At 69.4% G+C, this 25,096-nt stretch carries 24 protein-coding genes; 21 read left to right on the top strand and 3 right to left on the bottom strand.

All coding sequences use genetic code 11. The features are described 5' to 3' along the window. Positions 1-42: 42 nt before the first annotated feature. Both OG555_RS23450 and OG555_RS23445 read right to left on the bottom strand, forming a co-directional pair. Positions 43-1,692 (bottom strand): hypothetical protein, encoded by a 1,650-nt coding sequence (locus OG555_RS23450; protein ID WP_329474670.1) that lies wholly within the window; start codon positions 1,690-1,692, stop codon positions 43-45. Positions 1,693-1,785: 93 nt separating this feature from the next. Beyond that, on the bottom strand, positions 1,786-2,031 hold the full coding sequence (locus OG555_RS23445; RefSeq protein WP_329474669.1) for a hypothetical protein: 246 nt from the start codon (positions 2,029-2,031) through the stop codon (positions 1,786-1,788). Positions 2,032-2,193: 162 nt separating this feature from the next. On the opposite strand from OG555_RS23445, the gene OG555_RS23440 reads away from it, so the two are divergent. From OG555_RS23440 to OG555_RS23430, 3 genes are all read left to right on the top strand, one after another. Then, on the top strand, positions 2,194-3,999 hold the full coding sequence (locus OG555_RS23440) for a sigma-54-dependent Fis family transcriptional regulator (protein ID WP_329474668.1): 1,806 nt from the start codon (positions 2,194-2,196) through the stop codon (positions 3,997-3,999). A gap of 91 nt (positions 4,000-4,090) precedes the next feature. Beyond that, a complete protein-coding gene (locus OG555_RS23435; protein ID WP_329474667.1) occupies positions 4,091-5,308 on the top strand; it encodes an MFS transporter in 1,218 nt (405 codons plus the stop codon). Beyond that, on the top strand, positions 5,305-6,507 hold the full coding sequence (locus tag OG555_RS23430; RefSeq protein ID WP_329474666.1) for an MFS transporter: 1,203 nt from the start codon (positions 5,305-5,307) through the stop codon (positions 6,505-6,507). The genes OG555_RS23435 and OG555_RS23430 overlap by 4 nt, the downstream gene beginning before the upstream one ends. A gap of 6 nt (positions 6,508-6,513) precedes the next feature. Here OG555_RS23430 and OG555_RS23425 read toward each other — a convergent pair whose 3' ends face one another. Further along, positions 6,514-7,476, bottom strand: a complete 963-nt coding sequence (locus OG555_RS23425; protein ID WP_329474665.1) for a helix-turn-helix domain-containing protein — start codon at positions 7,474-7,476, stop codon at positions 6,514-6,516. A 109-nt stretch (positions 7,477-7,585) separates the two neighbouring features. Between OG555_RS23425 and OG555_RS23420 the strand changes: the two genes are divergently transcribed. The 18 genes from OG555_RS23420 (at position 7,586) to OG555_RS23335 (ending at position 25,028) form a co-directional block, all read left to right on the top strand. Further along, positions 7,586-8,713: a hypothetical protein gene (locus OG555_RS23420; protein ID WP_329474664.1), complete on the top strand. Its 1,128-nt coding sequence runs from the start codon at positions 7,586-7,588 to the stop codon at positions 8,711-8,713. 34 nt (positions 8,714-8,747) lie between these two features. Next, entirely contained in the window at positions 8,748-10,667 is a 1,920-nt protein-coding gene (locus OG555_RS23415; RefSeq protein ID WP_329474663.1) for a putative Ig domain-containing protein, read from the top strand. A gap of 79 nt (positions 10,668-10,746) precedes the next feature. Beyond that, positions 10,747-11,775, top strand: coding sequence for a LacI family DNA-binding transcriptional regulator (locus OG555_RS23410; RefSeq protein ID WP_329474662.1), 1,029 nt, complete (start codon positions 10,747-10,749; stop codon positions 11,773-11,775). A gap of 78 nt (positions 11,776-11,853) precedes the next feature. Next, positions 11,854-12,954: a glycoside hydrolase family 172 protein gene (locus OG555_RS23405; RefSeq protein WP_329474661.1), complete on the top strand. Its 1,101-nt coding sequence runs from the start codon at positions 11,854-11,856 to the stop codon at positions 12,952-12,954. Positions 12,955-12,963: 9 nt separating this feature from the next. Continuing rightward, positions 12,964-14,316 (top strand): glycoside hydrolase family 32 protein, encoded by a 1,353-nt coding sequence (locus tag OG555_RS23400; protein WP_329474660.1) that lies wholly within the window; start codon positions 12,964-12,966, stop codon positions 14,314-14,316. Then, positions 14,313-15,308: a hydroxyacid dehydrogenase gene (locus OG555_RS23395; protein WP_329474659.1), complete on the top strand. Its 996-nt coding sequence runs from the start codon at positions 14,313-14,315 to the stop codon at positions 15,306-15,308. Before OG555_RS23400 ends, OG555_RS23395 begins: the two co-directional genes overlap by 4 nt. A 72-nt stretch (positions 15,309-15,380) precedes the next feature. After that, on the top strand, positions 15,381-16,028 hold the full coding sequence (locus tag OG555_RS23390) for a fasciclin domain-containing protein (RefSeq protein ID WP_329474658.1): 648 nt from the start codon (positions 15,381-15,383) through the stop codon (positions 16,026-16,028). A 2-nt stretch (positions 16,029-16,030) separates the two neighbouring features. Continuing rightward, complete coding sequence (gene sigK / locus OG555_RS23385) at positions 16,031-16,648, top strand: ECF RNA polymerase sigma factor SigK (RefSeq protein WP_329474657.1); 618 nt, start codon at positions 16,031-16,033, stop codon at positions 16,646-16,648. Continuing rightward, positions 16,641-17,363, top strand: coding sequence for an anti-sigma factor (locus tag OG555_RS23380; RefSeq protein ID WP_329474656.1), 723 nt, complete (start codon positions 16,641-16,643; stop codon positions 17,361-17,363). The genes sigK and OG555_RS23380 overlap by 8 nt, the downstream gene beginning before the upstream one ends. A 20-nt stretch (positions 17,364-17,383) precedes the next feature. Next, positions 17,384-17,824 (top strand): PaaI family thioesterase, encoded by a 441-nt coding sequence (locus OG555_RS23375; RefSeq protein WP_329474655.1) that lies wholly within the window; start codon positions 17,384-17,386, stop codon positions 17,822-17,824. Positions 17,825-17,832: 8 nt separating this feature from the next. Beyond that, positions 17,833-18,843 carry a zinc-binding dehydrogenase gene (locus OG555_RS23370; protein WP_329474654.1) on the top strand — a complete coding sequence of 337 codons (1,011 nt, stop codon included), beginning with the start codon at positions 17,833-17,835 and terminating at the stop codon, positions 18,841-18,843. A gap of 94 nt (positions 18,844-18,937) precedes the next feature. Beyond that, entirely contained in the window at positions 18,938-20,323 is a 1,386-nt protein-coding gene (locus tag OG555_RS23365; RefSeq protein WP_329474653.1) for a DHA2 family efflux MFS transporter permease subunit, read from the top strand. After that, complete coding sequence (locus tag OG555_RS23360; RefSeq protein WP_329474652.1) at positions 20,320-21,267, top strand: sigma-70 family RNA polymerase sigma factor; 948 nt, start codon at positions 20,320-20,322, stop codon at positions 21,265-21,267. The genes OG555_RS23365 and OG555_RS23360 overlap by 4 nt, the downstream gene beginning before the upstream one ends. 13 nt (positions 21,268-21,280) lie before the next feature. Beyond that, positions 21,281-22,036: an isocitrate lyase/PEP mutase family protein gene (locus tag OG555_RS23355; protein ID WP_329474651.1), complete on the top strand. Its 756-nt coding sequence runs from the start codon at positions 21,281-21,283 to the stop codon at positions 22,034-22,036. A gap of 105 nt (positions 22,037-22,141) precedes the next feature. Then, positions 22,142-22,345, top strand: coding sequence for an antitoxin (locus OG555_RS23350; RefSeq protein WP_329474650.1), 204 nt, complete (start codon positions 22,142-22,144; stop codon positions 22,343-22,345). Positions 22,346-22,452: 107 nt separating this feature from the next. Then, a complete protein-coding gene (locus OG555_RS23345; RefSeq protein WP_329474649.1) occupies positions 22,453-22,914 on the top strand; it encodes a nucleoside deaminase in 462 nt (153 codons plus the stop codon). Next, the gene (locus OG555_RS23340; RefSeq protein WP_329474648.1) at positions 22,911-23,792 is read left to right on the top strand and encodes a TIGR03619 family F420-dependent LLM class oxidoreductase; all 882 of its coding nucleotides are present in this window, start codon (positions 22,911-22,913) and stop codon (positions 23,790-23,792) included. The genes OG555_RS23345 and OG555_RS23340 overlap by 4 nt, the downstream gene beginning before the upstream one ends. A gap of 102 nt (positions 23,793-23,894) precedes the next feature. Beyond that, complete coding sequence (locus tag OG555_RS23335) at positions 23,895-25,028, top strand: FAD-dependent oxidoreductase (protein ID WP_329474647.1); 1,134 nt, start codon at positions 23,895-23,897, stop codon at positions 25,026-25,028. The last annotated feature ends 68 nt before the right edge of the window (positions 25,029-25,096 follow it).

The raw sequence follows: 25,096 nt of genomic DNA, 5'->3' as shown, positions 1-25,096 counted from the left end.
GCGGGCGGGTACCAGGCGCACCCACCCGCCCCTTGGAGGGGTTCAGGCGTCGGCCGGTGCCCGTCCGGCAGGGCCTCCGCGTACGTAGCGAGCGGCGAACGCGGTCCGCTCGTCGTCACTCATCTCGTTCAGCAGCACGTTCGGGCTCGCCAGCGGCGGGCACCTGCGCAGGTGGTCCAGCGTCCACATCTTGCTCGGGTCGAGGTTGAGGTGTGGCTGCGCGACCATCGTCTTGCCGTCGTCACGGACGAATCCCATGTCCGAGACCACGTCGGCCCAGTTCCAGCCGTGGTACAGGGTCTCCCACTCGCGGTGACCGATCAGCTGGCCCATGTTCGGCGTCTGCCGGCCCTGGTACGTCGGCCGGAACGCCGTCTCGTCGGTCCACTTGCACATCTCGTGGCAGTAGGTCCGCCACTGGCCGTCGACCTTGGCCATCACCATGTCCTCGCGGACCAGGCACGGGACCATGCAGGTCCAGCACCGGTGCGGGTACTCGTAGTCGACGTCCTCGAACACGATCGGCTTGTGTCCGTTCGGCATCGACAGCCGGTTGTAGTTCTCCCACCACGCGCCGTACTTGTCGTACCAGCCCGGGTACTTGTACTCGAACCACTCGAAGTCCTTGTCCGTCATCGGGTCGATCCGCCAGTAGTTGGCGAGCCAGCCGGTGGCGAAGAACTGGGCGACCTCGTGCACGTAGCCCTTGTTCCAGATCTGGTTCCAGGACTCCTCGATCAGGTCGTGCGGGATCTCGAGGCCGTACTTCTCCAACGGGACGAGGTAGCTGCGGTAGTAGTCGTCGTAGATCCACCGCCGCCACATCTCGGCGTAGCTCTCGCGGTCCTTGCGGCGGTCCTTCGTGCCGTACTCGATGAAGGTCCCGATCGCGGCGTCGACGACGCGGTGGTTGTTCCACCACGCGTACCGCAGGTCACGGGCGAGCAGCTGGTGGTTGCCCTCGTCGGCGAGTGCCATCAACAGCGTCGCGTACCCGTTGCTGATGTGCCGCGACTCGTCGGACTGCACCGAGTGGAACACCGTCGGCAACAGGTAGTCACCGTTCGCGGCCGCCTCGGCCGGCATGGCGACGAACAGCGTGTTCGTGAACGCCGTCTCGGCAACGATGGTCAGGTAGATGCTCGCCGCGGTGATCGCGTCACCGGTGATGAAGCCTTCGGCGAACTGGCGCCCGATCGTGCCGCAGTAGTCGCTCTGGAAGTCTCGCAGGCTCGAGTTGAACCCCGCCGGGTCGATGTAGTTGTTCATGTACAAGCGTTTGAGGTTCTGCTGGATCGTCGAGTGCCTGACCTCGTCGATCATCTGGATCGCCTGGCCGTTGTGCAGCTCAGGGTTCGGCACCGTCCGGAAGAGCAGCGGCATCGCCCGGGCGGCGGAGATCTCCGGCAGCGGAATGATGCTGAGGAAGAGTTTCTGCCACTCCAGCCAGCGCTCCTGCACCTGGCGGAACATGTTGCCGCGGATCGCGCCGTCCGAGGCGCCGTACACCCGGTGGTCCTTCTCCTCCTGCATCGGGAAGTACGACCGCAGGACCTGCTTCAGCGGGTCCTTCTTCTGTGCCTTCTGGAACGTGTAGTCGGTTCCGTACTGGGAGACCGGCTCGTGGTACGCCGGTTCCCAGGACAACTCCTGGATCTTCTGGTGGGCCCTCGCCACACTCTGGCGACTCATGGCACTCCTCCCGCTCGCGTGGCCGACTGTTCTTGCAGTACATGCCCGCTGCCACCGCGGAGAGGTCTCAAATTGAGATGCGCGTCACAGACTTCACGGCTCGCCGAACATCGCCTGCCGGAGCTCGGCCAGCCGGGCGTCCTTCTCCTGCGCGAGACGCTGATCGCCTTGCAGATCAGGGTGGATGCCGAAGCACCGCAGCAGCTCGGCGGCCGGCTCGCCCGGGTGCCCGGTTGCGCCGAGGACCGGATGGAGGCCGACGTCGGCCAGGTGTTCGAAGACGACGTGCACGACGGTCCACGGGTTGTACGACTCCTGGCTCGGGATACCGTTCTCCATCGGAACCTCCTGATCGCCCTCCTCGCATCACAAGCCCGGAAACCACGGCTGGTTGTCTCAATCTGAGACACCGCTTGCGGCTGGCTGTACTAGGCTCGAAGTGCGAGTCACTGGGTGGGGCCCGAGCGGATCCGCTCTCCCTGCCTGGTGTCGGGAGGCTCCGTGGACGAACTCACCCCTTCGGCCGAGGACAGTCGCCGAGCCGCAACGGCCCGGCTGAACTTCCTCACCCTCGAACCGGTCCGGCCGCAAGACGTCCGGCCGCCGATCCTCGCGTCCTGGGTGCGATCGCGGCGGCACTGGCACCTGCCCGCCGACCGGATCACCCTGCCCTTCGTCGAGGACCCCGACCTGGACATTCCCCTGACCCGCAGCGCGCTCCCGGTGTTGCAGCAGTTGCACGAGAATCTCGACGGTCAGCCGATCAGCGTCATCCTCACCGACCGGACCGGCATGGTCCTACAGCGCCTGACCGCGGACAGAGAACTGAGCCGGCACCTCGACAAGGTCAACCTCGCGCCGGGCTTCAGCTACGCCGAGGAGTTCGCCGGCACGAACGGGATCGGCACCGCCCTCGAGGGCGGCGGCCCGATGCACGTCTTCGGCCATGAGCACTACGCCGAGGACCTCGAGGACCTGGCCTGCGCCGGCGTACCGATCCGGCACCCGATCACCGGCAAGACGGTCGGCGCGATCGACCTGACCTGCTGGCGCAAGGACGCCGGCTCCCTGCTGATGGCGCTCGCCAAGACTACGGCGGAGAACATCCGGTCGGCCCTGCTGAAGGACAGCTCGCCCCGGGAGCTGACGCTGCTGCAGGCGTACCTGCAAAGCAGCCGCCGGCTCGGCGACATGGTCCTCGCGGTCGATGAGGACCTCCTGCTGATGAACGCAATGGCCCGGCAGTCCCTCGACACCGCGGATCAGCGCGCGGTGCTCGGGCACGCCGTGGAGATGCTGGCTCGTGGCGGCTCCGACGCGGTCGTCACGGAGTTGCCCACCGGCAGTCGGGTCCGGATCACCTGCCGCCCGGTGCCGGTCGGTGGTCGAGGTGGTGCGGGGATTATCCAGGTCAGCCCGCACAACTCCGGACTGGACCGCGGGACACCGTCCGTCGGCCACCGCCCGCCGCCGCGTCCGGTCCTGCCCGGGCTGGTCGGCCACAGTGCGCCGTGGCTCGGGAGTAGTCGTGAGGTCGACAACGCGTACCGGGTCGGGCAATGGGTGGTGCTCACCGGCGAGCGCGGCGTCGGCAAGGTCGCACTCGCCCGGGCTGCCCATCACCAGAACAACCCGGCCGGCTTGTTCCACGTGCTCGACGCCGCCCGGACGGGCGATGGTTTCGGCGCCGAACTGGAGGCCGAGCTGGCCGACGACTCGGTGCATACGCTGGTGATCCGGCACGTAGAGCGGCTCGACGCGGCCGGCGTCGACGCGACCGTCGAGGCCCTGTACGGCGTTCTCGAGCGCCGGCCGTCCGATCCACCATGGATCGCCCTTACGCTGACCAGCGACGAGACGGAGCCCCCGGACCTCGGGGATCTGCTGACCTTGTTCCCGCTCACCGTCGAGGTGCCGCCGCTGCGGCATCACGTCGAGGACGTCCGCGAGTTGGTGCCGTACTTCCTCAACCAGTTGAGCCACGGTGAGCTGACCTGCGCACCGGAGGCGATGCAGCAGCTGATGCGATCGTCGTGGCAGGGCAACACCGCCGAGCTGTGCCAGGTCCTGAAGCAGGTCGTCCTGCGGCGCCGCCGGACCGGGGTGATCACGCCCGCGGACCTTCCGGCCCGGGTCCAGGCGATCAGTCGCCGCAGTCTCAGCCAGCTCGAGGCCCTCGAACGCGACGCGATCATCCGCAGCCTGGTCGCCAACGAGGGGCACAAGGGGCGTGCCGCGAAGTCCCTCGGCATGTCCCGCGCCACCATCTACCGCAAGATCCACGACTACGGCATCCAGCCGCCATAACGATCACATTTGCGCCGTTAATCGACGGTCGGGACAGATTTGATCAGATTTGGGTTGCCCTCGGTGGGTGGGACAGGGTTCCATTGCAGGGGTGACGGAGACGCGTGCCGCCGGACCGGCGGAGGAGCAGGAATTCTCGTACCGGCCGCTCGTGTGGCTGGCGGTCGCGACGTTCTCGATGGGGATCGACGGGTACGTGCTGGCGGGTCTGCTGCCGGCCATCGCCGGGGACCTGCGCGTCAGTACGGCGGCCGCCGGGCAGCTGATGACGGTCTTCGCACTGACCGCGGCCCTGGCCGGACCGGTGCTCTCGACCGTGACGAGCCGCTGGGAACGGCGTACGACGATCGTCCTGGCGCTCGGCGTCTTCGTGCTCGGCAACCTGATCGTCGGACTGGCGCAGAACTACCCGATCGCACTGAGTGGCCGGGTCGTGGCAGCGCTCGGCGGTTCGCTGCTCAACGCCGCCGTCCTGGGCTACGTGATCGCGATGACGCCGGTCCAGCATCACGGCAAGGCGTTGTCCTTCGTACTCGGCGGCTGGATGGTCGCGACCGCGCTCGGCGTACCGGTCGGGCTGGTCATCGGACAGTCCAGCTGGCGGTTCCCGCTGATCATGGTCGCCGTGGTCGGCAGCATCGCGCTGGTCGGCATCATGATCGGGCTGCCCCGCCTGCACCTTCCGGCCGCATCGCTCGCCGACCGGCTCCGCCCGCTCGGTCAACCCCGGCTGCTCGCCGCGCTGCTCGTCACGACCGGCATCCTCTGCAGCAGCTACACCTGCTTCACCTACGCGGTGCTGATCCTCGGCCCGCACCTCGGCGCTGACTGGATGATCATCGCGGTCATGTTCGGCTACGGCGTCGCCAGCATGGTCGGGAACGCGGTCACCGGCCGGCTGACCGACCGTTTCACCCCTGTGCGCGTGCTCACCGTGGTCCTGACCGGACTCCTGCTGAACTCGGTCCTCGGAATGACCGGGCTGATGCTCTCGCCGGCCGTCCTGGTCACGGTGCTCGGCCTGCTCTGGTTCTTCCTCGCCGGCGTCGGCAATGGGGGCGCCGCCGTCCCCCAGCAGGCCCGCCTCGGAGCGCTCGCCCCCGCGTCCGCCGCGATCGTGATGGCCTTGAACGGCAGCGCCATCTCCCTCGGCTCCGCGCTGGGCAGCGGCCTCGGCGGCGTGGCGCTCACCACCGGCCTTCCCCCGAACGGTCTGCTCGGCGTCGCCTCCGTCGTCCTCGCCATCACCGTCACCCTCCACCTGATCGTCTCGCGCTCGTCCGCCGCCGCAAAAGTCGCCGTCGAGTGACGAACACGTGCGCCACGGAGACGATTGAGGAGCAGGAGTTCTCGTACCGGCCGCTGGTCTGGCTGGCGGTGGCGACGTTCTCGATGGGAATCGACGGGTACGTCCTGACCGGGTTGCTGCCGGCCGTCTCCGCGGACCTGCACGTGAGCGCGGCGGCCGCGGGCCAGTTGATGTCCGCCTTCGCGCTGACCGCCGCCTTCGCCGGGCCGGTGCTCGGAACGCTGACGAGTCGCTGGGAACGCCGTACGACGATCGCCTCGGCGCTCGCCGTCTTCGCCCTCGGCAACCTGATCGTCGGGTTCGCGACGACCTACCCGCTCGCGTTCGCCGGCCGGGTGGTGGCGGCGCTCGGCGGCTGCCTGCTGAACGCCGCCGTCAGCGGGTACGTGATCGCGGTGACTCCGGTCCGGCATCGTGGGAAGGCCTTGTCGTTCGTGCTCGGCGGGTTGCTGACCGCGACCGCGCTCGGCGTACCGGTCGGCCTGGTGATCGGGCAGTCCAGCTGGCGATACCCGATGATCCTGGTCGCCGTGATGGCAACGATCGCTCTGGCCGGCATCCTGCGCGGCCTGCCTCGCCGGCACCTCCCCGCGGGACGGCTTGCCGACCAGCTTCGCCCGCTCGGCCGGCCGCGGCTGCTCGGCGCTCTGCTCGTCACCACCGGCATCCTCTGCGGCAGCTTCGTTTGCTTCACGTACGCCGTCCTGATCCTCGGCCCGTCCTTCCCCGCCGGCTGGATGATCATCGCGGTCATGTTCGGGTACGGCGTCATGAGCGCGTTGGGTAATGCGATCACAGGCCGGCTGGCGGACCGCTTCTCGGCACCGCGCGTGCTCACCGTCGTCCTGATCGTGCTGGTGCTGAACTCGATCCTCGGCATGGCCGGCCTGATGCTGACCTCGGCCGTCGTGGTCGCGGTGATCGGCCTGATCTGGTTCTTCGCCCAAGGCATCGGCAACGGCGGCGCCGCCGTACCGCAGCAGGTCCGGCTGGCCGGCCTCGCCCCGGCGTCGCCCGCGATCGTGATGGCCCTCAACGGCAGCGCGATCTCGCTCGGTTCGGCGCTCGGTAGTGGACTCGGCGGTGTCGCGCTGGCCGCCGGGACCGCACCGAGCGGCCTGCTTGGCGTCGCGGCCGTCGTCCTCGCCGTCACACTGGGCCTGCATCTGGTCGTCGTCAAGTTCAGAGTGTCGTCCTGACAGCGGTCAGCGCCAGCCGCGGCGGGCGGCTTGAAGGCCGGCCTGGAAGCGGCTGGTAGCGCCGAGCTGGTCCTGGACCTCGGCGATCCGGCGGCGCAAGGTCCGGCCGCTGACGCCGAGCTGGCGGGCGATCGCCTCGTCCTTCATGCCGCTGGCGAGCAGGTTGATCAGCGTCGTGACCGGATCCGTGGCCGCGGACGCTGTCAGCCGGAGCGGCGAGGCCTGGCCCCACAACTGATCGAACAGAACCTGGAGGGCGCTGGTCAGTGCGGAGTCCGTGACCACAACGGCGCGCGCCTGGCCCGGCGTGGACGGGCCGTCGCCGGCCAGCGGGAGGATCGCGGTCCGGCCGTCGACGATCAGCAGCTTCACCGGGACCTGCGGCAGCACGCGAGCCTGTTCCCCCCGCTCAGCCATCGATCGCAGCCGGTCGACCCAGCCGGGGTGGTCCAGCACCTCGGCCGCATAGATCGCCCGGAACCGGACGCCACGATCCAGCAGTGCCAGTTCGGCGCTCGACACCTGGTGACTGCCGTCCGCGACGTACGGCGGGGTGTCCGTGCCGACCGCCTGTTCGGTCGCCCCACGCAACATGTCGTCGATGCGGGCCTCGATCGCGTCGCGGCCGACCGCGATCTCGATCAGGCGGCTCGGCTCGGCCTGCAACTGCCCGGCGCTGAACTCGCGGGCGAGCTGGTCGGTCATCGCGGCGACCCCGTCCAGCGCCGCCCGTCGTTCGCGCACGAGCATGCCGAGCCCGGAGCGCGGGTCGACCGCCGCCGGCGCGGCCTCGGATCCGCCGCGCACCAGCCCCGCCGCGACCAGTCGGCCGACCGCCGCCTGGACCGCCGCCACCGGCACCTCCAGGACCTCGCTGTGCTGCCCGACCGGTACGCCGGGATCGCGCAACAACTGCTGGTACACCCGCGCGTCCACAGCGGACAGTCCTACTGCTTCCCAATCAGCCACCGTCCGAGCCTAGTTGGCCGGAATCGGCGTTTGGCCGGATCCGGCGCCAAACCGGCCGAACCAGCGCTTAGCGTGTCCCCAGGAAGCACCCCTGTCCGAGGAGTGAACTGTGCGTTTACATGCTGGCCGTTCCGCGATGGCCCTGGCAGGTGCGGTTGCGACCGCCGTTCTCGTCGGCTCCGGCGCCGGCGTGGCGACCGCGCAACCCAACGAACCCGCCTTCGCACCGCAGTCGATCGTCTGGCCGACGCAGAACGACGGTTACCTGCTCGGCGGCGTCCAGTGCGGGACTGCGCCCTGTCCGGCCGCGGTCAAGGCCACCCACGACGGCGGCAGGACCTGGACGACCGCCGGCCGCACGCACAACGGGCTGGCGATGAGCGGTGAGCCGGGGCTGACCAGCCTGCAGTTCGCCGACCAGAAGTTCGGCTGGGCGTACGACCCGTTCCTCGAGGTCACCCGGGACGGCGGCAAGACCTGGACCCAGGTCCCAGTGCCCGGCGGCGACGCCAAGGTGCTGAACCTGCTGGCCTCGTCCGACGGCACGTACGTCGTCACATCGGGCTGCGCGATCGGGACCGGGATCTGCGACGACCGGCCACTCAAGGTCTGGCGCGCGCCGGCCGGGAAGTCCACCGGCTGGAAGCAGCTCGACCTCGCGGTGGGGGCCTATGACCACGTCACCTGGGCCGCCGAGGGCTCGACGGTCTACGCCCTCACGGCGGGGTTCAACGGACCGGGCCGGCTGTCCACCCTGCGCAACGGCACGGTTCGCTCGACCAGCACGGTCAGCTGTGCGGACCCGGACGACGCCGCCATCACCGACCTCGCGACGAACGGCCCGAACCGTCTCTTCGTGCTCTGCATGGCGAACTACGGCCGCGGCCACTCCGACAAGACGCTCCTGGTCTCGGGTGACGGCGGCAAGACCTTCCGGTACGACGCCATCCCCGGCGGCCTCGGTCTGGCCGGCCAGCTCGCGGTCGCGCCGGACGGCGCGGTCATGCTCTCCACGCTCACCGCGAGCCTGGTCTACAACCGCCCGGCGCTGTCGAAGGCGTGGCGCGTCGACCAGACCTGGCTCGAGAACAGCGAGCACATCCACGACCTGGTCTTCCAGTCCGGTACGACCGCGTGGCTCGTCGAGCGCGATGCGGCGTACACCCCGGACACCAAGCTCTGGGTGACCCGCGATGCCGGCCAGAGCTGGCAGCAGGCCACCGTCGTCCCGGCGTGACGCCGATCCACTCTCGAATCATCGGAGTACACCTGTGATCTCACTGCGCCGGTTGGCGATCCCGCTCGCCCTCGTCCTCGTCGGCGCCACCACCACGGTGGCCGCCGCGGACGTCCAGGAGTCCCCGAAGGTCGTGGCCAGCTGCGACCAGAAGGTCGAGCCCGGACACTTCACCTGCTTCGCGCAACGCCGTGCCGACCTGGGCTTCCGGACCCGGGTCGCCGGTGCGCCGGCCGGCTACGGTCCGGCCGACCTGCAGGCGGCGTACAAGTTGCCGTCGGCATCTTCTGGTCAGGGACAGCGGGTCTACGTCGTCGACGCGTACGACGACCCGACCGCCGCGGCGGACCTGGCCGTCTACCGTCAGCAGTTCGGCCTGCCGCCGTGCACGACCGCGAACGGCTGCTTCCAGAAGCTCAACCAGGACGGCCTGCCGAGCCCGCTGCCGGGGCCGTCGCGCTCCTGGTCGGGTGAGATCTCGCTCGACCTCGATTCGGTGTCCGCGGTCTGCCCGCACTGCGGCATCACGCTGATCGAGGCGGACTCCGCCAGTACCGACCTGCTCGCGGCCACCAAGACCGCGGACCGGCTGGGCGCCAAGTTCGTCTCGCTGAGCTGGGGTGGCCCGGAGTCGGCCGACCTCGCCGAGCTCGACAGCACGTACTTCAACCCGCGGGGCGTCGTCTACGCGGCATCCACCGGCGACAGTGACTACGACGCCGGTGTCTCCTATCCCGCGAGCTCGGAGGCCACCACCGCGGTCGGCGGTACGACGCTGACGAGAGACGACTCGGCGCGCGGCTGGACCGAGACGGTCTGGAACAGCTTCCCCGGAGACGGCACCGGTTCGGGATGCTCCAGCCTGATGGCCAAGCCGAACTGGCAGTCGGTCATCCCGGCCGCGGTCTGCTCGCAGCGCGCCGTCGCCGATGTCTCCGCGGTGGCCGACCCCGCGACCGGCGTCGCCGTCTACCAGACCACCGGTGGCGCCGGCTGGGCTGTGTACGGCGGGACCAGCGCAGCGGCTCCGATCGTCGCTGCGATCTACGCACTTGCCGGTGACCCGGACCCCGCCTCCCGTCCGGCGAGCTATCCGTACGGCGTCACCGGCAACCTCAACGATGTTGTCCAAGGCAACAACGGCGACTGCACCCCCGCACCGCTGTGTACGGCGCAAGCCGGTTGGGACGGCCCGACCGGCCTCGGTACGCCGAACGGCACCCAGGCCATGAAGTCGCCGACGACCGCGAACCGGATCACGGTCGACGCACCGGCACAGCAGTCCAGTGCCGTCGGCGATGTCGTCGTACTCCGGGCGCGCGCCACGGACTCCGGCCGGCGCCCGGTCCGGTTCACCGCCACGGACCTGCCGACCGGTCTGCGGCTCGATGGGTCGACCGGCATCATCTACGGCCGGCCGACTCGGCCGGGCACCCACTCCGTCACGGTCACCGCGACCGACTCGACCAAGGCGCGGGGCAACACCGTGATCAGCTGGGTCGTCAGCACCCGCAAGGGCGCGCGTGGCGTGGTCAACGGCGACTTCGAGTCCGGTACGGGCGGCTGGACGCAGACCGCGGATGTGATCCGCGCCGACGGCCAGTACAGCCACGACGGTCTGGGCTACGCCTGGCTCGGCGGCACCGGAACGACCCACACCGACTCGCTGAGCCAGAGGGTCAGCGTCCCTTCCGTCGGGCATCCCGGTGTGCGCTTCGCCCTGCGGATCGCGAGTGAGGACACCTCGGCTGCGAACCACGACGTACTCCAGCTGACCGTCGACGGCCACCCGGTCCGGACGTACACGGCTGCCCAGAGCAGATCGTCGTACGGCGATCAGGTCGTGGACCTCACGCCGTACCGCGGCCGGACGGTCACGCTGGCGTGGACGAGCAGCGAGGACGACGCGACCCCGACCACCTTCCTGCTGGACGACATCAGCGTCGCGCGCTGACGAGCTGTCCCAGGCATCGCGACCGAAAGACCAGCGGCCGCGTGAGATGCTGAGACGCCAGGCGATCGAGGACGGGACCATGAGCAAGCGGCGGGTGACGTCGACCGACATCGCGAAGGCGACCGGGGTCTCCCGGTCGGCGGTGTCGCTCGTGCTCAACGGTCGCGGCGACGGCATGGTCGACGCCGGGAAGCAGGCCCGGATCCGCGCGGTCGCCCGTGAACTCGGGTACGTGCCGAATGCCTCCGCGGTGAACCTGCGCCGCCAGCGGACAGCCACCATCGGTCTGGTCACCGACGCGATCGCGAGTGCCCCGTTCGCCGGGCCGCTGCTGTCGGCGGCCAGTGACGTGGCGCTCGAGGCCGGGTACATGATCCTGACCATCGACACCTGGCAGCACCCCGATTACGTCGATGGCGCGATGGCCACGCTGCGGGCCCGCGACGTCGACGGACTGATCTACGCCGACGCCGGTCTGCGTCAGATCGAAGGTCTCGAGGCACCACTGGGCATTCCGCTCGTCCTCGCCAACGCGTACGTCGCGGACGACTCGCTGCCGGCCTTCATCCCCGACGACGAAGGCGGCGGACGCGCCGCGGCCGAGCTCGTCCTGCGGGCCGGACACCGCCGGATCGCCTTCATCACCGGCAATCCCGACTCGCCTGCCACCGTGCAACGTGTCCGCGGGCTCACCGCCGCGCTGAACGACGCCGGCCTGCCGGTCGGCGACAGCATCGTCCCGGCCCTCTACAGCCTCAGCTCCAACCACGCGGCCGCGCTCGAACTGCTGCGCCGCCCGGATCGGCCGACCGCGATCCTCGCCGCCAACGACCGCGGCGCGACCGGGGTCATCCTCGCGGCGGCATCGCTCGGCCTCTCCGTGCCGGGCGACCTCTCCGTGGTCGGGTACGACGACGAGCAGTTCCTCGCCGCGGAGGTCCCGCCAGGACTCACGACCATCGCGCTGCCGCACCGCGAGATGGGACGGCGTGCCACCGCCGACCTCCTCGCCCGGATCGCGGGCGAGGACCGTCCGTACGGCGGCACCCAGCGTCTCCACTGCGTCCCGGTGGTCCGCGGAACCGTCGCTCCACCGCCCGTCGCCTGAGCCCGAGGCGGCTCTTGACAACGTTGACCTAACACCTGTTAGGTACTGCCCGGGGTCAAGCGGATGTCGGAGGATCACATGACTGACTGGGCGGCACTGACCCGATCTCCCGGCCGGCGCCGGAGCCGCTCGATCAACGCCGAGAACCCGACCGGCGCACCCGGACACGCCGCCACGACCGCCTCGGCCCTCGGCCCCTCCCGTAAGGGCCGCCCGGCCATCTCACTGGACTCGGGTGAGACGGCAACGCTGGCCGACATCGACGGCCCGGGCGTGATCCGGCACATCTGGATGACCGTGCCGGACAAGACGTCCGCGGGGCCTTGGGTACTGCGCGACCTCGTCCTGCGGATGTGGTGGGACGACGAGGACCGGCCGGCCGTCGAAGTACCGCTCGGGGACTTCTTCTGCAACGGATTCGGCCAGCGGGCGCTCGTCACCTCGGAGCCGATCGTGGTCGCGCCGACCGGCGGGCTGAACTGCTACTTCCCGATGCCGTTCCGGCGGCACGCCAGGATCGAGCTGACCAACGAACACCCCGGGCCGGTCGGCGGCATCTATTACCAGCTCGACTACACGGTGGACGACGACCTGACCGGCGACACTGCACTGTTCCACGCGCACTGGCGCCGCAGCAACGCCTCCACGGCCTTGGGTGAGGACCATGTGATCCTCGACGGGATCGTTGGCAGCGGCAACTATGTTGGGACCTACATCGGGCTGACCGCGCTGGAGCGGTTCTGGTGGGGCGAGGGCGAGGTCAAGTTCTACCTCGACGACGACGACGCGTACCCGACACAGTGCAGCACCGGGCTGGAGGATTACGCCGGTGGCGCGTGGGCCTTCCAGGATGCGTTACGCGCCAACCCGTCACCGGTGCCGTTGACCTTCAGTGCGCCGTACTGCGGGTATCCGTTCTACTCGGCGGAGGATCGCACGGGCCACTCGCCGTTCGTCACCGCCACACTGCAGTCGCATGGCATGTATCGGTGGCATCTGCCGGATCCGGTGATCTTCCATCAGCGACTGCGGATCACCCTGCAGCAGATCGGCGCCTGGGATCACGGGCACTTCGAACGCAGCGACGACATCTCCAGCGTCGCGTACTGGTATCAACTGCCCGGCGGCGGCAACGACCTGCCCGCCCTGCCGTCGCGTGAGTATCGCCGTCCCCGTTGAGAGGCTTCTGTGACCGACTACCACGAGACCAACCGCGGTCAGTTCCACTTCAGTCCCCGTTGCGGGTGGATGAACGACCCGAACGGGATGCTGCACTACCGCGGCACCTACCACTTCTACTTCCAGCACGCCCCCGGCAGCCTGGTCTGGGACACGATGCACTGGGGGCACGCCACCAGCCCCGACATGGTCCACTGGACGCAGCAACCGATCGCCCTCGATCCCGCCGTACATCCGGGTGAGTTGTGGTCGGGCGGCGGTGTGGTCGACGTCGGCAACACCTCCGGGCTCAAGGACGGGGACCACGACCCGATCGCGGTCTTCACCGGCACGCAGGGCGTCCGGATGTTCTACAGCCTCGACGGTGGCATGACGTTCACGGCGTACGACGAGGGCCGGGTGATCGCGCAGCCGAGCGGTCACGAGAGCCGGGACCCGAAGGTGGTCTGGCACGAACCCTCGCAGACCTGGGCGATGGTGGTGTGGTCGGACGACAACGGGAACGGAGCGGACTTCTTCGTGTCGCCCGATCTGTGCACGTGGGAGCGGACCGATCGGTACGTCGCGGACTGGGTGTTCGAGTGCCCGGACTTCACGCCGATGGATCTCGACGGAACGCCGGTCTGGGTCCTGCGCGACGGACGCGGATCATACGTCGTCGGCGACTTCGACGGACGGGAGTTCCGTACGTCGTGGCCGGAGCCGCGCACGGTCACCATGAACCCGGGTGGAGCGGCCGGTCACTACTACGCCGCGCAGTCCTTCGAGAACATGCCGGACGGCCGCGTGGTCACGATGGCGTGGCAGGGGCTCAACCGTGGCTCGACCTGGACCGGTAACGCGAGCTTCCCGGTGCAGCAGCGGTTGGCCTCGACGCCGGACGGTCCGCGGCTGTTCAGCCTGCCGGTCGACGAGCTGGCGTCTTTGCGCGAGTCGACGAAGTCGTGGGGCCCTGAGGAACTCACCCCGGAGTCCGCTCTCGTCCTCGACGACGCCGCCACGAGCTACGAACTCGAAGCAACCTTCGACCGTCCTGAGACTGGCACGCTCGTCTTCCGCCTGCGGACCGGCGCCGACGGATCGTCCGCTCGTGACGTCGTCTACGACATCGGATCCGGACTGCTCGACGGCCTGCCGCTGCCGGAACCCGATGGCACGCTCACGATCCGGCTCCTGGTGGACCGCGGTCAGCTCGCCGTCTTCGCCGCGGACGGCGCGTACTACGCCTGCTACAACGTCGACTTCGACACGACCGCCACTGGCGAGGGTGTCCAACTCGTCACAACGACTCCCCTTCAACTGACGTCCCTCACCCTTCATCACCTGTCCTCCATCTGGCCGGCCGATACAGTCGCGCCATGACCCGAACTCTGCTGGTGGCGACGCCGTCGTTCCGGGAGATGGTGTTCTCCGCGCGGAGTGTGTCGCGGCTGGAGCGTCTCGGGCAGCTCGTCGTACTCGACGATCCGGCGGATGCCGGCACGCTGATGGCTGCGCTACCGGAGACCGAGGTGCTGATCACGTCCTGGGGTGCGACGCCGCTCACCGCCGAGGTGCTGGATCACGCGGATCGGCTGCGGTTGATCGCGCACAGTGCCTCGTCGGTGAAGCATTTCGTCACCGACGAGGTGTTCCGGCGCGGCATCCGGATCACCCAGGCCGGACAGGCGATGGCCCGGCCGGTGGCCGAGGTTTCGCTCGCGTTCACGTTGGCGATGCTGCACCGGATCCATCGGTTCGACCACGCGCTGTACCGCGGCGCCGCGTGGCGGGACGCGATCGGCGCGCCACCGCAGCACGGCATCGCCGGTTCCCGGATCGGGGTGGTCGGCGCCTCCCGGACGGGCGTCGAGTACATCGCGATGGTCGTTGCCCTCGGCGCCGATGTCGTTGTCTACGACCCCTACCTGACCGACGAGCGCGCGGCGGAGCTCGGCGTACGGCGGATCGACCTGGACGAACTGCTCCGGACCAGCGCCGTCGTCGCCCTGCACGCACCGACGCTGCCGGAAACCCACGAACTGATCGGTGCGCATGAGCTGGCGCTGATGCCAGACGGGTCGTCGCTGGTCAACACCGCCCGATCCTGGCTGGTCGACTCGGACGCGTTGCTGGCCGAACTCCAGACCGGCCGGATCGACGCCGCGCTCGACGTCTTCGACGAAGAGCCGCTGCCGTCGGACAGCCCACTCCGCGGTCTGCCCAACGTCCTGCTCACCCCGCACCGCGCCGCCGGAACGGTCGAGTGCTACCTCGAGATGGGCGAGATCGTCGCGTCCGAGATCGAGCGCTACGCCTCCGGCTCGCCGCTGCAGTACGAACTGACCGAGGCCGCGCTCGCCCGCATGGCCTGACCCCACCCATCCGGTGACGTCGCGGCTCCGAAGGGTTGTTGTCAGCAACCACTTCGAGAAAGCGAACTCGTCATGCCCAAGAACCTTGTCCGCGTCGGCCTCGCCGTGTCCGCACTGGCCCTCGTCCTCGCGACGTCGGCGTGTGGCAGCGACGACAAGACCGCCTCCGCCGGCTCCACCCCGTCCACGACCACGAGCGCCGCTCCTTCGATGGACGCCGCCGCGGCCGGGCTCGTCGGCCCGGGCTGCGCCGACTACGCGAAGGCCAACCCGAGCGGTGCGGGTTCGATCGACGGCATGGCCGCCGCGCCGGTGGCCACCGCCGCGTCCGGCAACCCGTTGCTGACCACCCTGGTCTCCGCCGTGTCCGGGAAGCTGAACCCGAAGGTCGACCTGGTCTCCACCCTGAACGGCGGCGAGTTCACCGTCTTCGCCCCGGTCGACACAGCGTTCCAGAAGGTCCCGGCCGCCACTGTCACCACGCTGAAGACGAATGACGCACTACTCACCAAGATCCTCACTTACCACGTGGTCGCCGGCCAGCTCGACCCCACGGCCGTGGTCGGAACGCATCCGACCGTGGAGAAGCAGAACGTCACCGTGACCGGGTCCGGCGACAGCCTCAAGGTCAACGGCGCCAACGTCATCTGTGGGGGTGTGAAGACCGCCAACGCTACTGTGTATCTCATCGACTCTGTCCTGATGCCGCCGGCGAACTGACCGTGACCGATCCGACTTCACTGCCTTGGCCCACCGGGTCGCACCAGCGACCCGGTGAGGTCTCGGACGGCGAGCTGCTGGTGATGACCGCCGGTGGCGACACGGCCGCGTTCAGCGCCCTCTACGACCGGGTCACGCCCTCGGTGTTCGGCCTGGTCCGGCGGATCCTGCGCAACCCGGCCCAATCGGAGGAGGTGACGCAGGAGGTGATGGTCGATGTGTGGCGCACCGCGACCAGGTACGACGCCGGCCGCGGCTCGGCGCACGCGTGGATCCTCACCATCGCCCACCGCCGCGCCGTCGACCGCGTCCGCTCCGAACAGGCCGCGGCCGATCGCACCGAACTCGCCGGCATCCGGTCCGCCGAGGTCGACTTCGACCAGGTCGCCGACACGGTCAGCACGCGGCTCGAGGCGGAGCAGGTACGGCGCTGCCTCGGCACGCTGACCGAGCTCCAGCGGGAGTCGATCGAGCTGGCGTACTACAGCGGCTACACCTACCCCGAGGTCGCCCACCGGCTCGGGGCGAAACTGCCGACAGTCAAGGCGAGAATGCGCGACGGCCTGATCCGGCTCCGCGACTGCCTCGGAACCACCGAAGGGGGCGTACGCCATGACTGATCCAGACGTACACACTCTGACCGGGCCTTACGTCCTCGACGCCTTGCCGGAGGACGAACGAGCCGGCTTCGAGGCGCATCTCGCCGAGTGCGCGTTCTGCACCACGGAGGTCGCCGAACTGCGCGAGGCTGCCGTCAAGCTCGCCACCCCGGTCGCGACTCCGCCACCGCCCGCCCTCAAGGCGAACGTGCTGGCCGCGATCGAGCACACCCGCCAACTGCCCCCGCTCGTACCCGGCGAGTCCCCGACCCCGGTCGCCCAGCGCCGGTTCAGCCGTCGATCCGTGCTGGCGCTGGCCGCGGCGGCTCTCGCGGTCGCCGGCGCCGGTGGTGTCGCCATCGACCAGTACCGCGAGAAGACCGACGCCGTCCAGGCCAACGAACGGATGGCCGCCGTACTCACGCAGCCCGACGCACGCACCGTCCGCGGTCCGGTCGCCGGCGGCGGTCAGGCCACGGTCGTCGCGTCCGCGCAGGCTGACGCGGCAGTCGTCGTACTGCGGAATCTGCCGAAGCTATCCGGCAACCGCACGTGGCAGCTCTGGATGATCGATCCGTCGCAGACCGCCCACTCCGTCGGTCTGGCCTCAGGTGACGAGGCACAGGTCCTCAACGGCGACGTCACCGGCATGGTCGCCTTCGGCCTCACCGTCGAACCGCCCGGCGGCTCGACCAAGCCGACCCTCCCCGCCGCAGCGCTGATCCCGATGACCTGAGGACGGGTACTGTCGCCCAGATGGAAGAGGCTTCCGCTGACGTGCAGGCCCGGGTGCGGGCGAGCTTCGAGCGCCAGGGTCTGATGCACCACCTCGGCGCTCGCATCGCCCACATCGGCCCGGGCCGCGTGCACATCGTCCTGCCGAGCCGGCCCGAGGTCACCCAGCAGCACGGCTACTTCCACGCGGGTGCCACGAGCGCGATCGCCGACAGCGCCGGCGGCTATGCGGCCTTCACGGTGTTCCGCGAGGACAGTTCGGTCCTCACGGTCGAGTACAAGATCAACCTGCTCGCGCCGGCCGAGGGCGATCAGCTCGAGGCGATCGGGACGGTCCTGAAGTCCGGCCGCACCCTGACCGTCTGCACCCTCGAGGTCTATGCGAGCCAAGGCGCCGATCGAACCCTCGTCGCCAGCGGCCAGCAGACCCTGATCCAGATCCAGGCCCGTCCGGAACGGTGAGGAGGACCATGCGGGCGATCGTCATCCGGGGCAAGCTCGAACTCGTCGAGGCCGAGCTGCCCACTCCGGTCCCACAGGCCGGCCAGGTCCGGCTGCGGATGGCGTACGGCGGGATCTGTGGCTCGGACCTGCACTACTACAACGACGGCGCGAACGGCGCGTACGTCGTCCGCGAACCGCTGGTGCCCGGACACGAACTCTCGGGCACCGTCGACCTCGACCCCTCCGGCGAGCTGGCGCCCGGCACTCCGGTGACCATCCACCCGGCCACCTTCGGCACGCCGGCGGCGGGGATCGAGGATCGCCCGCACCTGTGGCCGGACGGCGCCTACCTCGGCAGCGCGGGCACCTGGCCACACACCCAGGGCGGCATGAGCGAGTTCGTTGTCGTGGGCAAGGACATGGTCCGCACGCTGCCCGCGACACTACCGTTGCGCCGTGCCACGCTCGCGGAACCACTCGGCGTGGCCCTGCACGCCGTCCACATCGCCGGTGGCGTCGACGGGCGGCGGGTGCTGGTCTCGGGTTCGGGCGCGATCGGCCTGCTGGCGGCGGCCTCGGCGCTCTCCGCGGGCGCGACCGAAGTGGTGTCGACCGACGTTCTCCCAGGTCCGCTGCGGCGGGCCCGCGAGCTCGGCGTCCACGGCACGATCCAGGTCGGCACCGACGAGATCCCCTCGGAGTACTTCGACGTCGTCCTCGAGTGCACCGGCGTACCCGCGGCCATCACCGCCGCGCTCGACGCGGCCCGCCGGGCCGGCATCGTCGTCCTCGTCGGCGTCCCGCCCAACGAGCCGCGCGGCGTGAACCTCTCCCCGTTGGTCTCCCGCGAACTCCAGCTCCGCGGCACCCTCCGCTTCAACGACGAGATCGACCGCGCAGTCCAGCTCCTCGACGCCGATCCGCGGCTCGAGCAGGTGATCACCCACGACTTCCCGGCCGAGCAGGCCGTCCGGGCGTTCACCACCGCCGCCGACTCGAACACCTCCGGCAAGGTCCTGATCTCCCTCTGGCCCTAGAAACGCACCCTGCTGAAATTCGCACTCATCGCGGCGATGAGTTCGGCTGCCGCCGCTGGTCTGTACAGGTGAGAGCAATTTCCTGGAGGAACCTGTGCGGACGACAAGTGAACAACGATGGGTGCTGGGGCTGGCCTCGATCGGGTCGGTCATGGTGGCACTGGATGTGCTGGTGGTCGCGGCCGCGCTGACCACCATCCGGGCGGATCTCGGCGCCTCGGCCGAGCAGCTCGAGTGGACGGTGAACGCATACGCCCTGAGCTTCGCGATGCTTCTGATGACGGCCGCCGCGATCGGTGACCGCCTGGGCCGGCGACGGACCTATGCCGGTGGCTTGGCGCTGTTCACCGCGGCGTCAGTGGGCTGTGCGCTGGCCACCTCGGTGCCCTGGCTGATCGCGGCCCGAGCGGTGCAAGGAGTCGGCGCCGCCGCGGTGATGCCGGTGGCGATGGGCCTGCTCGGGGCGGCGTTCCCGCCGGAGCGGCGCGGCTGGGCGACCGGCGTGTTCAGCGGGGTCACCGGCCTCGCCGTACTGGGCGGGCCGATGATCGGCGGAGCGGTGACGGAAGGGCTGTCCTGGCAGTGGATCTTCTGGATCAACGTGCCCATCGGCCTCATCGCGATCGCGCTGGTACTGCGCAAGATCCCCGAGAGCAAGGGTCCGTCGCGGCGGCTCGACCTGGTCGGGGCGGTCCTGATCAGCCTCGCCGTACTCGGCCTGGTCTGGGGCGTCGTCCACGGTGGGAGCGCCGGCTGGTCGAGCGCCGAGGTGCTCGGCTCGTTCGCGGCCGGGGTCGTCCTGCTCGCCGCCTTCGCCGGCTGGGAGGGACGGACGGCGCACCCGATGATCCCGCTCGAATTCTTCCGGAACCGGACCTTCACCGCGGCGAACTCGGCCGGCTTCTTCCTCAGCGCGGCACTCTTCAGCGCTGTCTTCTTCCTGTCCCAGTACATGCAGGTCGTGTTCGGGTCGGCGCCGTTGAAGGCGGGTCTGCAGCTGCTGCCGTGGACGGCGACCCTCTTCTTCGTCGGTCCGCTCGCCGGCCGGTTGATCGATCGGGTCGGCGAGCGCCCACTCGTCGTGATCGGGATGACACTGCAGACCATCGGCATGTTCTGGGTCAGCCGAAGCACCGGCCAGTACTACGAACTCGTCGCACCGCTCGTGGTCACCGGCTGCGGGATCTCGCTGGCGATGCCGGCCGCCCAGAGTGCGAGCATCGGTGCGCTGCCACGGGAGGCGGTGGGCATCGCCTCCGGGGTCTACGGCATGACCCGTCAACTCGGCGGCGCAGCCGGTGTCGCCGTCCTCGGATCGGTCTTCGTGTCCGCCGGTGGGTACGCGGGTCACGGCTTCACCCGGGCCCTCGCCGGGTGCGGCGTACTGTCGTTGCTCGCGGCGTTGTCGGGTCTCGGCATCACCGCACGGCGCCGTACCGCCCAGCCGGTCGCCACGAAGGTGGTGGAGGGAGTCGGATGAACCTGGAGGAAGAGTTCGCGCTGCATCGGGGTGGTCTGGTCGCGCACTGCTACCGGATGCTCGGGTCGCTGTACGACGCCGAGGACGCGGTGCAGGAGACCTACCTGCGGGCCTGGCGCGGACAGGCGGACTTCGAGCACCGTTCGACCGTCCGGACCTGGCTCTACCGGATCGCCACCAATGTCTGCCTCAACTTCCTGCAGCACAGCAGCCGGCGGATGGTCCCGTCCGCGCTCGGTGCCCCCGGCAACGATCCGGACGAGCTGCATCCACAGGCACTCGAGGTGCCGTGGCTGGAGCCGTTCCCGGACCAGTTGCTCGGCGCCGACCCGGCCACGGTGGTCGGCGATCGGCAGAGCCTCCGGCTGGCGGTGGTCGCCGCGATGCAGCACCTTCCACCGCGCCAGCGCGCCGTACTGATCCTGCGTGAGGTGCTGACCTGGCCGGCGGCCGAGGTCGCGACCTTGCTCGACACCACGACCGCGGCCGTCAACAGCTCGTTGCAGCGGGCGCGGGCCGAGCTGGCGCGGCTCCGGCCGAGCGAAGAGGACTTCAGCGAGCCGGACGAACCAGTCCGGCGGGCGGTGCTCGATCAGTTCTCGGCGGCCATGGAGAGCAAGGATCTGGTCACGTTGGAGGGACTGTTCACCGCGGACACCCGGTGGGAGATGCCGCCGATCCCGACCTGGTTCAGCGGACGTGGCGACGTACTGCGGCTCCTGGACGCGAAGATGCGGTCCGGTCCCGACCGACGGATCCTGGTCGAGACCTCGGCGAACGGGCAGCCGGCGTTCGCGCTCTATATCCGGGGCGACGACGCGCTGTACCACGCGCATTCCGTCAAGGTCCTGACCCTGACCAAGGCCGGTATCTCGGCCGTTCTGTCCTTCCACCAGCCCGCGCTGTTCCCGGCGTTCGGGCTGCCCATCATTCAATCCCGCTAAGACGGAGACACCCATGTCACTCGCAACCACGCTCCGCGCCCTGCACGTGCCCGGCACGCCCCTGGTCCTGCCCAACGCCTGGGACGCGGCCTCGGCCCGGATGGTCGAACAGGCCGGCTTCCCCGCCGTCGCGACGAGCAGCAACGCGACCGCCGCGATCCTCGGGTACGACGACGGCGAACAGGCACCGGTCGACGAGGTCCTCGCGGCAGCGGCCCAGGTCGCCCGCTCGGTGTCCGTCCCGGTCACGATCGACTTCGAGCGCGGCTACCGGCTCCCGCCGGGCGAACTCGTCGAACGCTTCACCGCGACCGGCGCCGTCGGCCTCAACCTGGAGGACTCGGATCCGGCCACCGGCGACCTGGTCGATCCGGCCGAACAGGCGGACTTCCTGGCCGCGATCCGCGCCGCGGCCGGCACCGAACTGGTGGTCAACGCCCGGATCGACGCGTTCCTGCGCAAAGCCGGCTCCCCCGAGGAACAACTCCGGACCGCGCTCGACCGGGCCGCCCGCTACCTGGCCGCGGGCGCCGACTGCGTCTATCCGATCGGCGTGGGCGATCTCGACCTGATCGGGACGCTGGTCAAGGAGATCGGCGGCCCGGTGAACGTCGGCTACGGCCAGGGGGCCAACACGCTCGCCGACTACACAGCGCAGGGCGTCGCCCGGATCAGCTTCGGCCCGATGGTCCAGCGCCACCTGTACGGCAAGCTGGCCGGAACAATCCTCCCGGCGGTCGCCGCCGACCGGAATCCCTTTACGGAATGAACGCTGGACCAACACGCCCACAGGCCCTTGTCTGTGATCGTCGCGATCGGGTACGAAGGGATAGGTAGTCCAAGGCAACCATCGAGAGAAACGGGGAAAACGACGATGGGCATGTTCGACAACCTGAAGGACAAGGCGACGGAAGCCGTCGACGAGCACGGCGACAAGATCGGCGAGGGCCTGGACAAGGCCGGCGACTTCGCCGACGAGAAGACCGGCGGCCAGTACGGCGACAAGATCGACCAGGGCACCGACATGGCCAAGGACCAGCTCGACAACCTCGACGGCCAGGACGACGACATCGAGTAGCCGGACCCGACCACCGACGCCGAGCGGCCGCAGGCTTCCCGCCCGCGGCCGCTCGCGGTCTGTGAGACCACCATCGGGGCGAGCCGGTGAGGCAGTAGCGTCGGTGCATGGATAGCGATCTTGGGTTCTTGCGGCAGGCGGTGGAGCTTGCGCGGGTGAACGGGGCCGGGGGGCAGTTGCCGTTCGGGGCGGTCATCGTGGATGGCGATGAAGTCGTCGCAACCGGAGTCAACACGGCACTGCGCGACAACGACCCCACGGCTCATGGCGAAGTGGTGGCGATTCGCGCCGCGTGCCGAGAGCTGGGCGCGATCACCCTGGCCGGTACGACGCTCTACTCCAGCTGTGAACCGTGCCCGATCTGCCACACCGTCGCGATCGTGGCGGAGGTGGACCGCGTGGTCTACGCCGCGCCGAAGGAGTGGGTGCCGGACCTGCGTACGCCGTACGCGCCGATTCTCACCAAGATCCAGGCTGCTGCGCGTGAGCTCGACCCTGGACGGATCGAGCAGCTGGAGTTGCCCGAGGCCCGCGAGCCGTTCGCCGTCTATCTCGAGCAGCTCAGGTGAAGCTCGGGCTGAACCTGCTCAACTACGGCCCCGACACCACGCCCGAGCTGCTGCTGGCGTGGGCACGGTTCGCCGAGGAGTCCGGGTTCGCGCTCGCGATGATGTCCGACCACGTCGCCATGGCGCCCGAGGTGCAGGCGCTCTACCCGGTCCCGTTCTACGAGCCGTTCACCGCGATCACGTGGCTCGCCGCGCACACCACGCGGCTCCGGCTCGGCACCTCGGTCTCCGTCCTCCCCTACCGGCACCCGTTGCAGACTGCGCGCGTCGGCGCCAACCTCGCCGACCTCAGCCACGGCCGGTTCGTGCTCGGCGTCGGTTCGGGCTGGTCCCAGCAGGAGTACGCCGCACTCGGCGTACCGTTCGACCGCCGCGGCCCCATCACCGACGAGTATCTGGCCGCGATCACGCACGCCTGGACTCACGCCATCACGTCCTCCCCCGGGCCTCATGCGCCGTACGACGAGATCCACACCGGACCGCCCTCGGCGCACCGCCCACCGATCTGGGTCGGCGGGGCCGGCCGGGCCGCGATCCGGCGCGCGATCCAGTACGGCGACGCCTGGCATCCCATCAACCCACATCCGCTCTGGCTGCGTGACAAAGGCATGCCGGCCCTGCGTTCCGCCGCAGCCAACGCGGGTGTCGCCGTACCCGCGCTCTGTCCGCGCATCCGGGCTCATCCGACGGCGAAGCTCGCCGACGACGACCGCGTGCTCGGCGAGGGGACACTCGACCAGATCCGGGCGGATCTGGAAGGTCTCGCCGAGCTGGGTGCGGAGTACGTCGTACTGGACACCTACATCAGCCCGGACGTGCGGCGCACCGCCGAAGAGGACTGGCGCATCCTCGAGCAGGTAGCCGCCCTCAAGCCCTAGCCCCGCCTGGCGCGAACGCATCAGGTAGGGGACTCTTGGACTCATCGCCCAGTCGTCTCGTCACCAACCGGCGATGTTCTGGCCGCACCTTCAGGGGGAACGATGCCTGACCGGACGGATCTGCTGGTCGTCGGCGCAGGCCCCTACGCGTACTCTGCGGCCGCCTTTGCCCGTGACAACGGCATCGAGACCCGCATCGTCGGCCATCGGATGGATTTCTGGCGGAGGCACATGCCGGTTGAGATGTTCCTGCGTTCGGGCCCCGACTGGCATCTCGACGGACGCGGCGAGCACACGTTCGAGGCATTCTTCGAGGACCGGGGAATGCGACCCGCAGACTTCGACCCGATCCCGATCTCGGTCTTCCTCGACTACACGGAGTGGTTCCGCGAGCGCAAGCGCCTCGACCTCGACGAGCGCCTCGTGACCGGCCTGACCACGTCGAACGCAGGCTTCGTGGCAACGATGGACGACGGTGCGACGATCACCGCGGACAAGGTCCTCGCCGCCCCCGGCATCGGCTACTTCCTCAACCTGCCGGAGTGGTACGCCGACGTCCCCGCGCCTCGCCGGTCGCATACCTGTGAGCTGGTCTCGTTCGATTCGTTCGCCGATGCCCGGGTCGTGATCATCGGCGGCCGGCAGAGCGCCTACGAATGGGCGGCCTTGCTGTGTGACCACGACGCCGAGCATGTGGACGTGGTGCATCGCCACAGCACGCCCAGGTTCGCCAAGGTGAGCTGGGGATTCGTCGACCAGTACGTCGACCAGACGCTGGCGCACCGGGGATGGTGGCGAGGACTCTCCGTCGAGCGGCGGCGAGCAATCGCTGCCGAGTTCTGGCAGGTCGGGCGTCTCACCCTGGAACCCTGGCTTGTGCCACGGATCCCCGACACAGTCGTGACCAGTCATCCTGGGTGTGCGGTGGTCGACACGGCAGTCGGCGAACACGACGTGACGCTGACTCTCTCCGATGGCGAGGCGCTGACCGCCGATCATGTGGTCTTCGCTTCCGGTTACCGGGCTGACCTTGCTCGCGTGCCTTACCTGGGCGGTGTCGTGGATCGGGTCTCGCTGACCGAGGGGTTCCCCGACCTGACTGAGGGCCTCGAGACCTCCCTGGCCGGGCTGTACATGACAGGCTTCGCGTCGACCCGCGACTTCGGCCCCTTCTACGGGTTCACCAAGGGGTGCCCGTCGGCCGCCCGCATCGCCATCACCGACATGATGCGCTGACCGAACCCGAGCTGCTGCCGGAGCAGCTCGATCCAGCGGCTCATCGCTGCAGGTACTGGTCGGCTTGA

This window comes from Kribbella sp. NBC_01484 (assembly GCF_036227145.1).
In the GTDB taxonomy this organism is placed as follows: Bacteria; Actinomycetota; Actinomycetes; order Propionibacteriales; family Kribbellaceae; genus Kribbella.
This window is presented reverse-complemented; position numbering and strand designations above follow the sequence as displayed.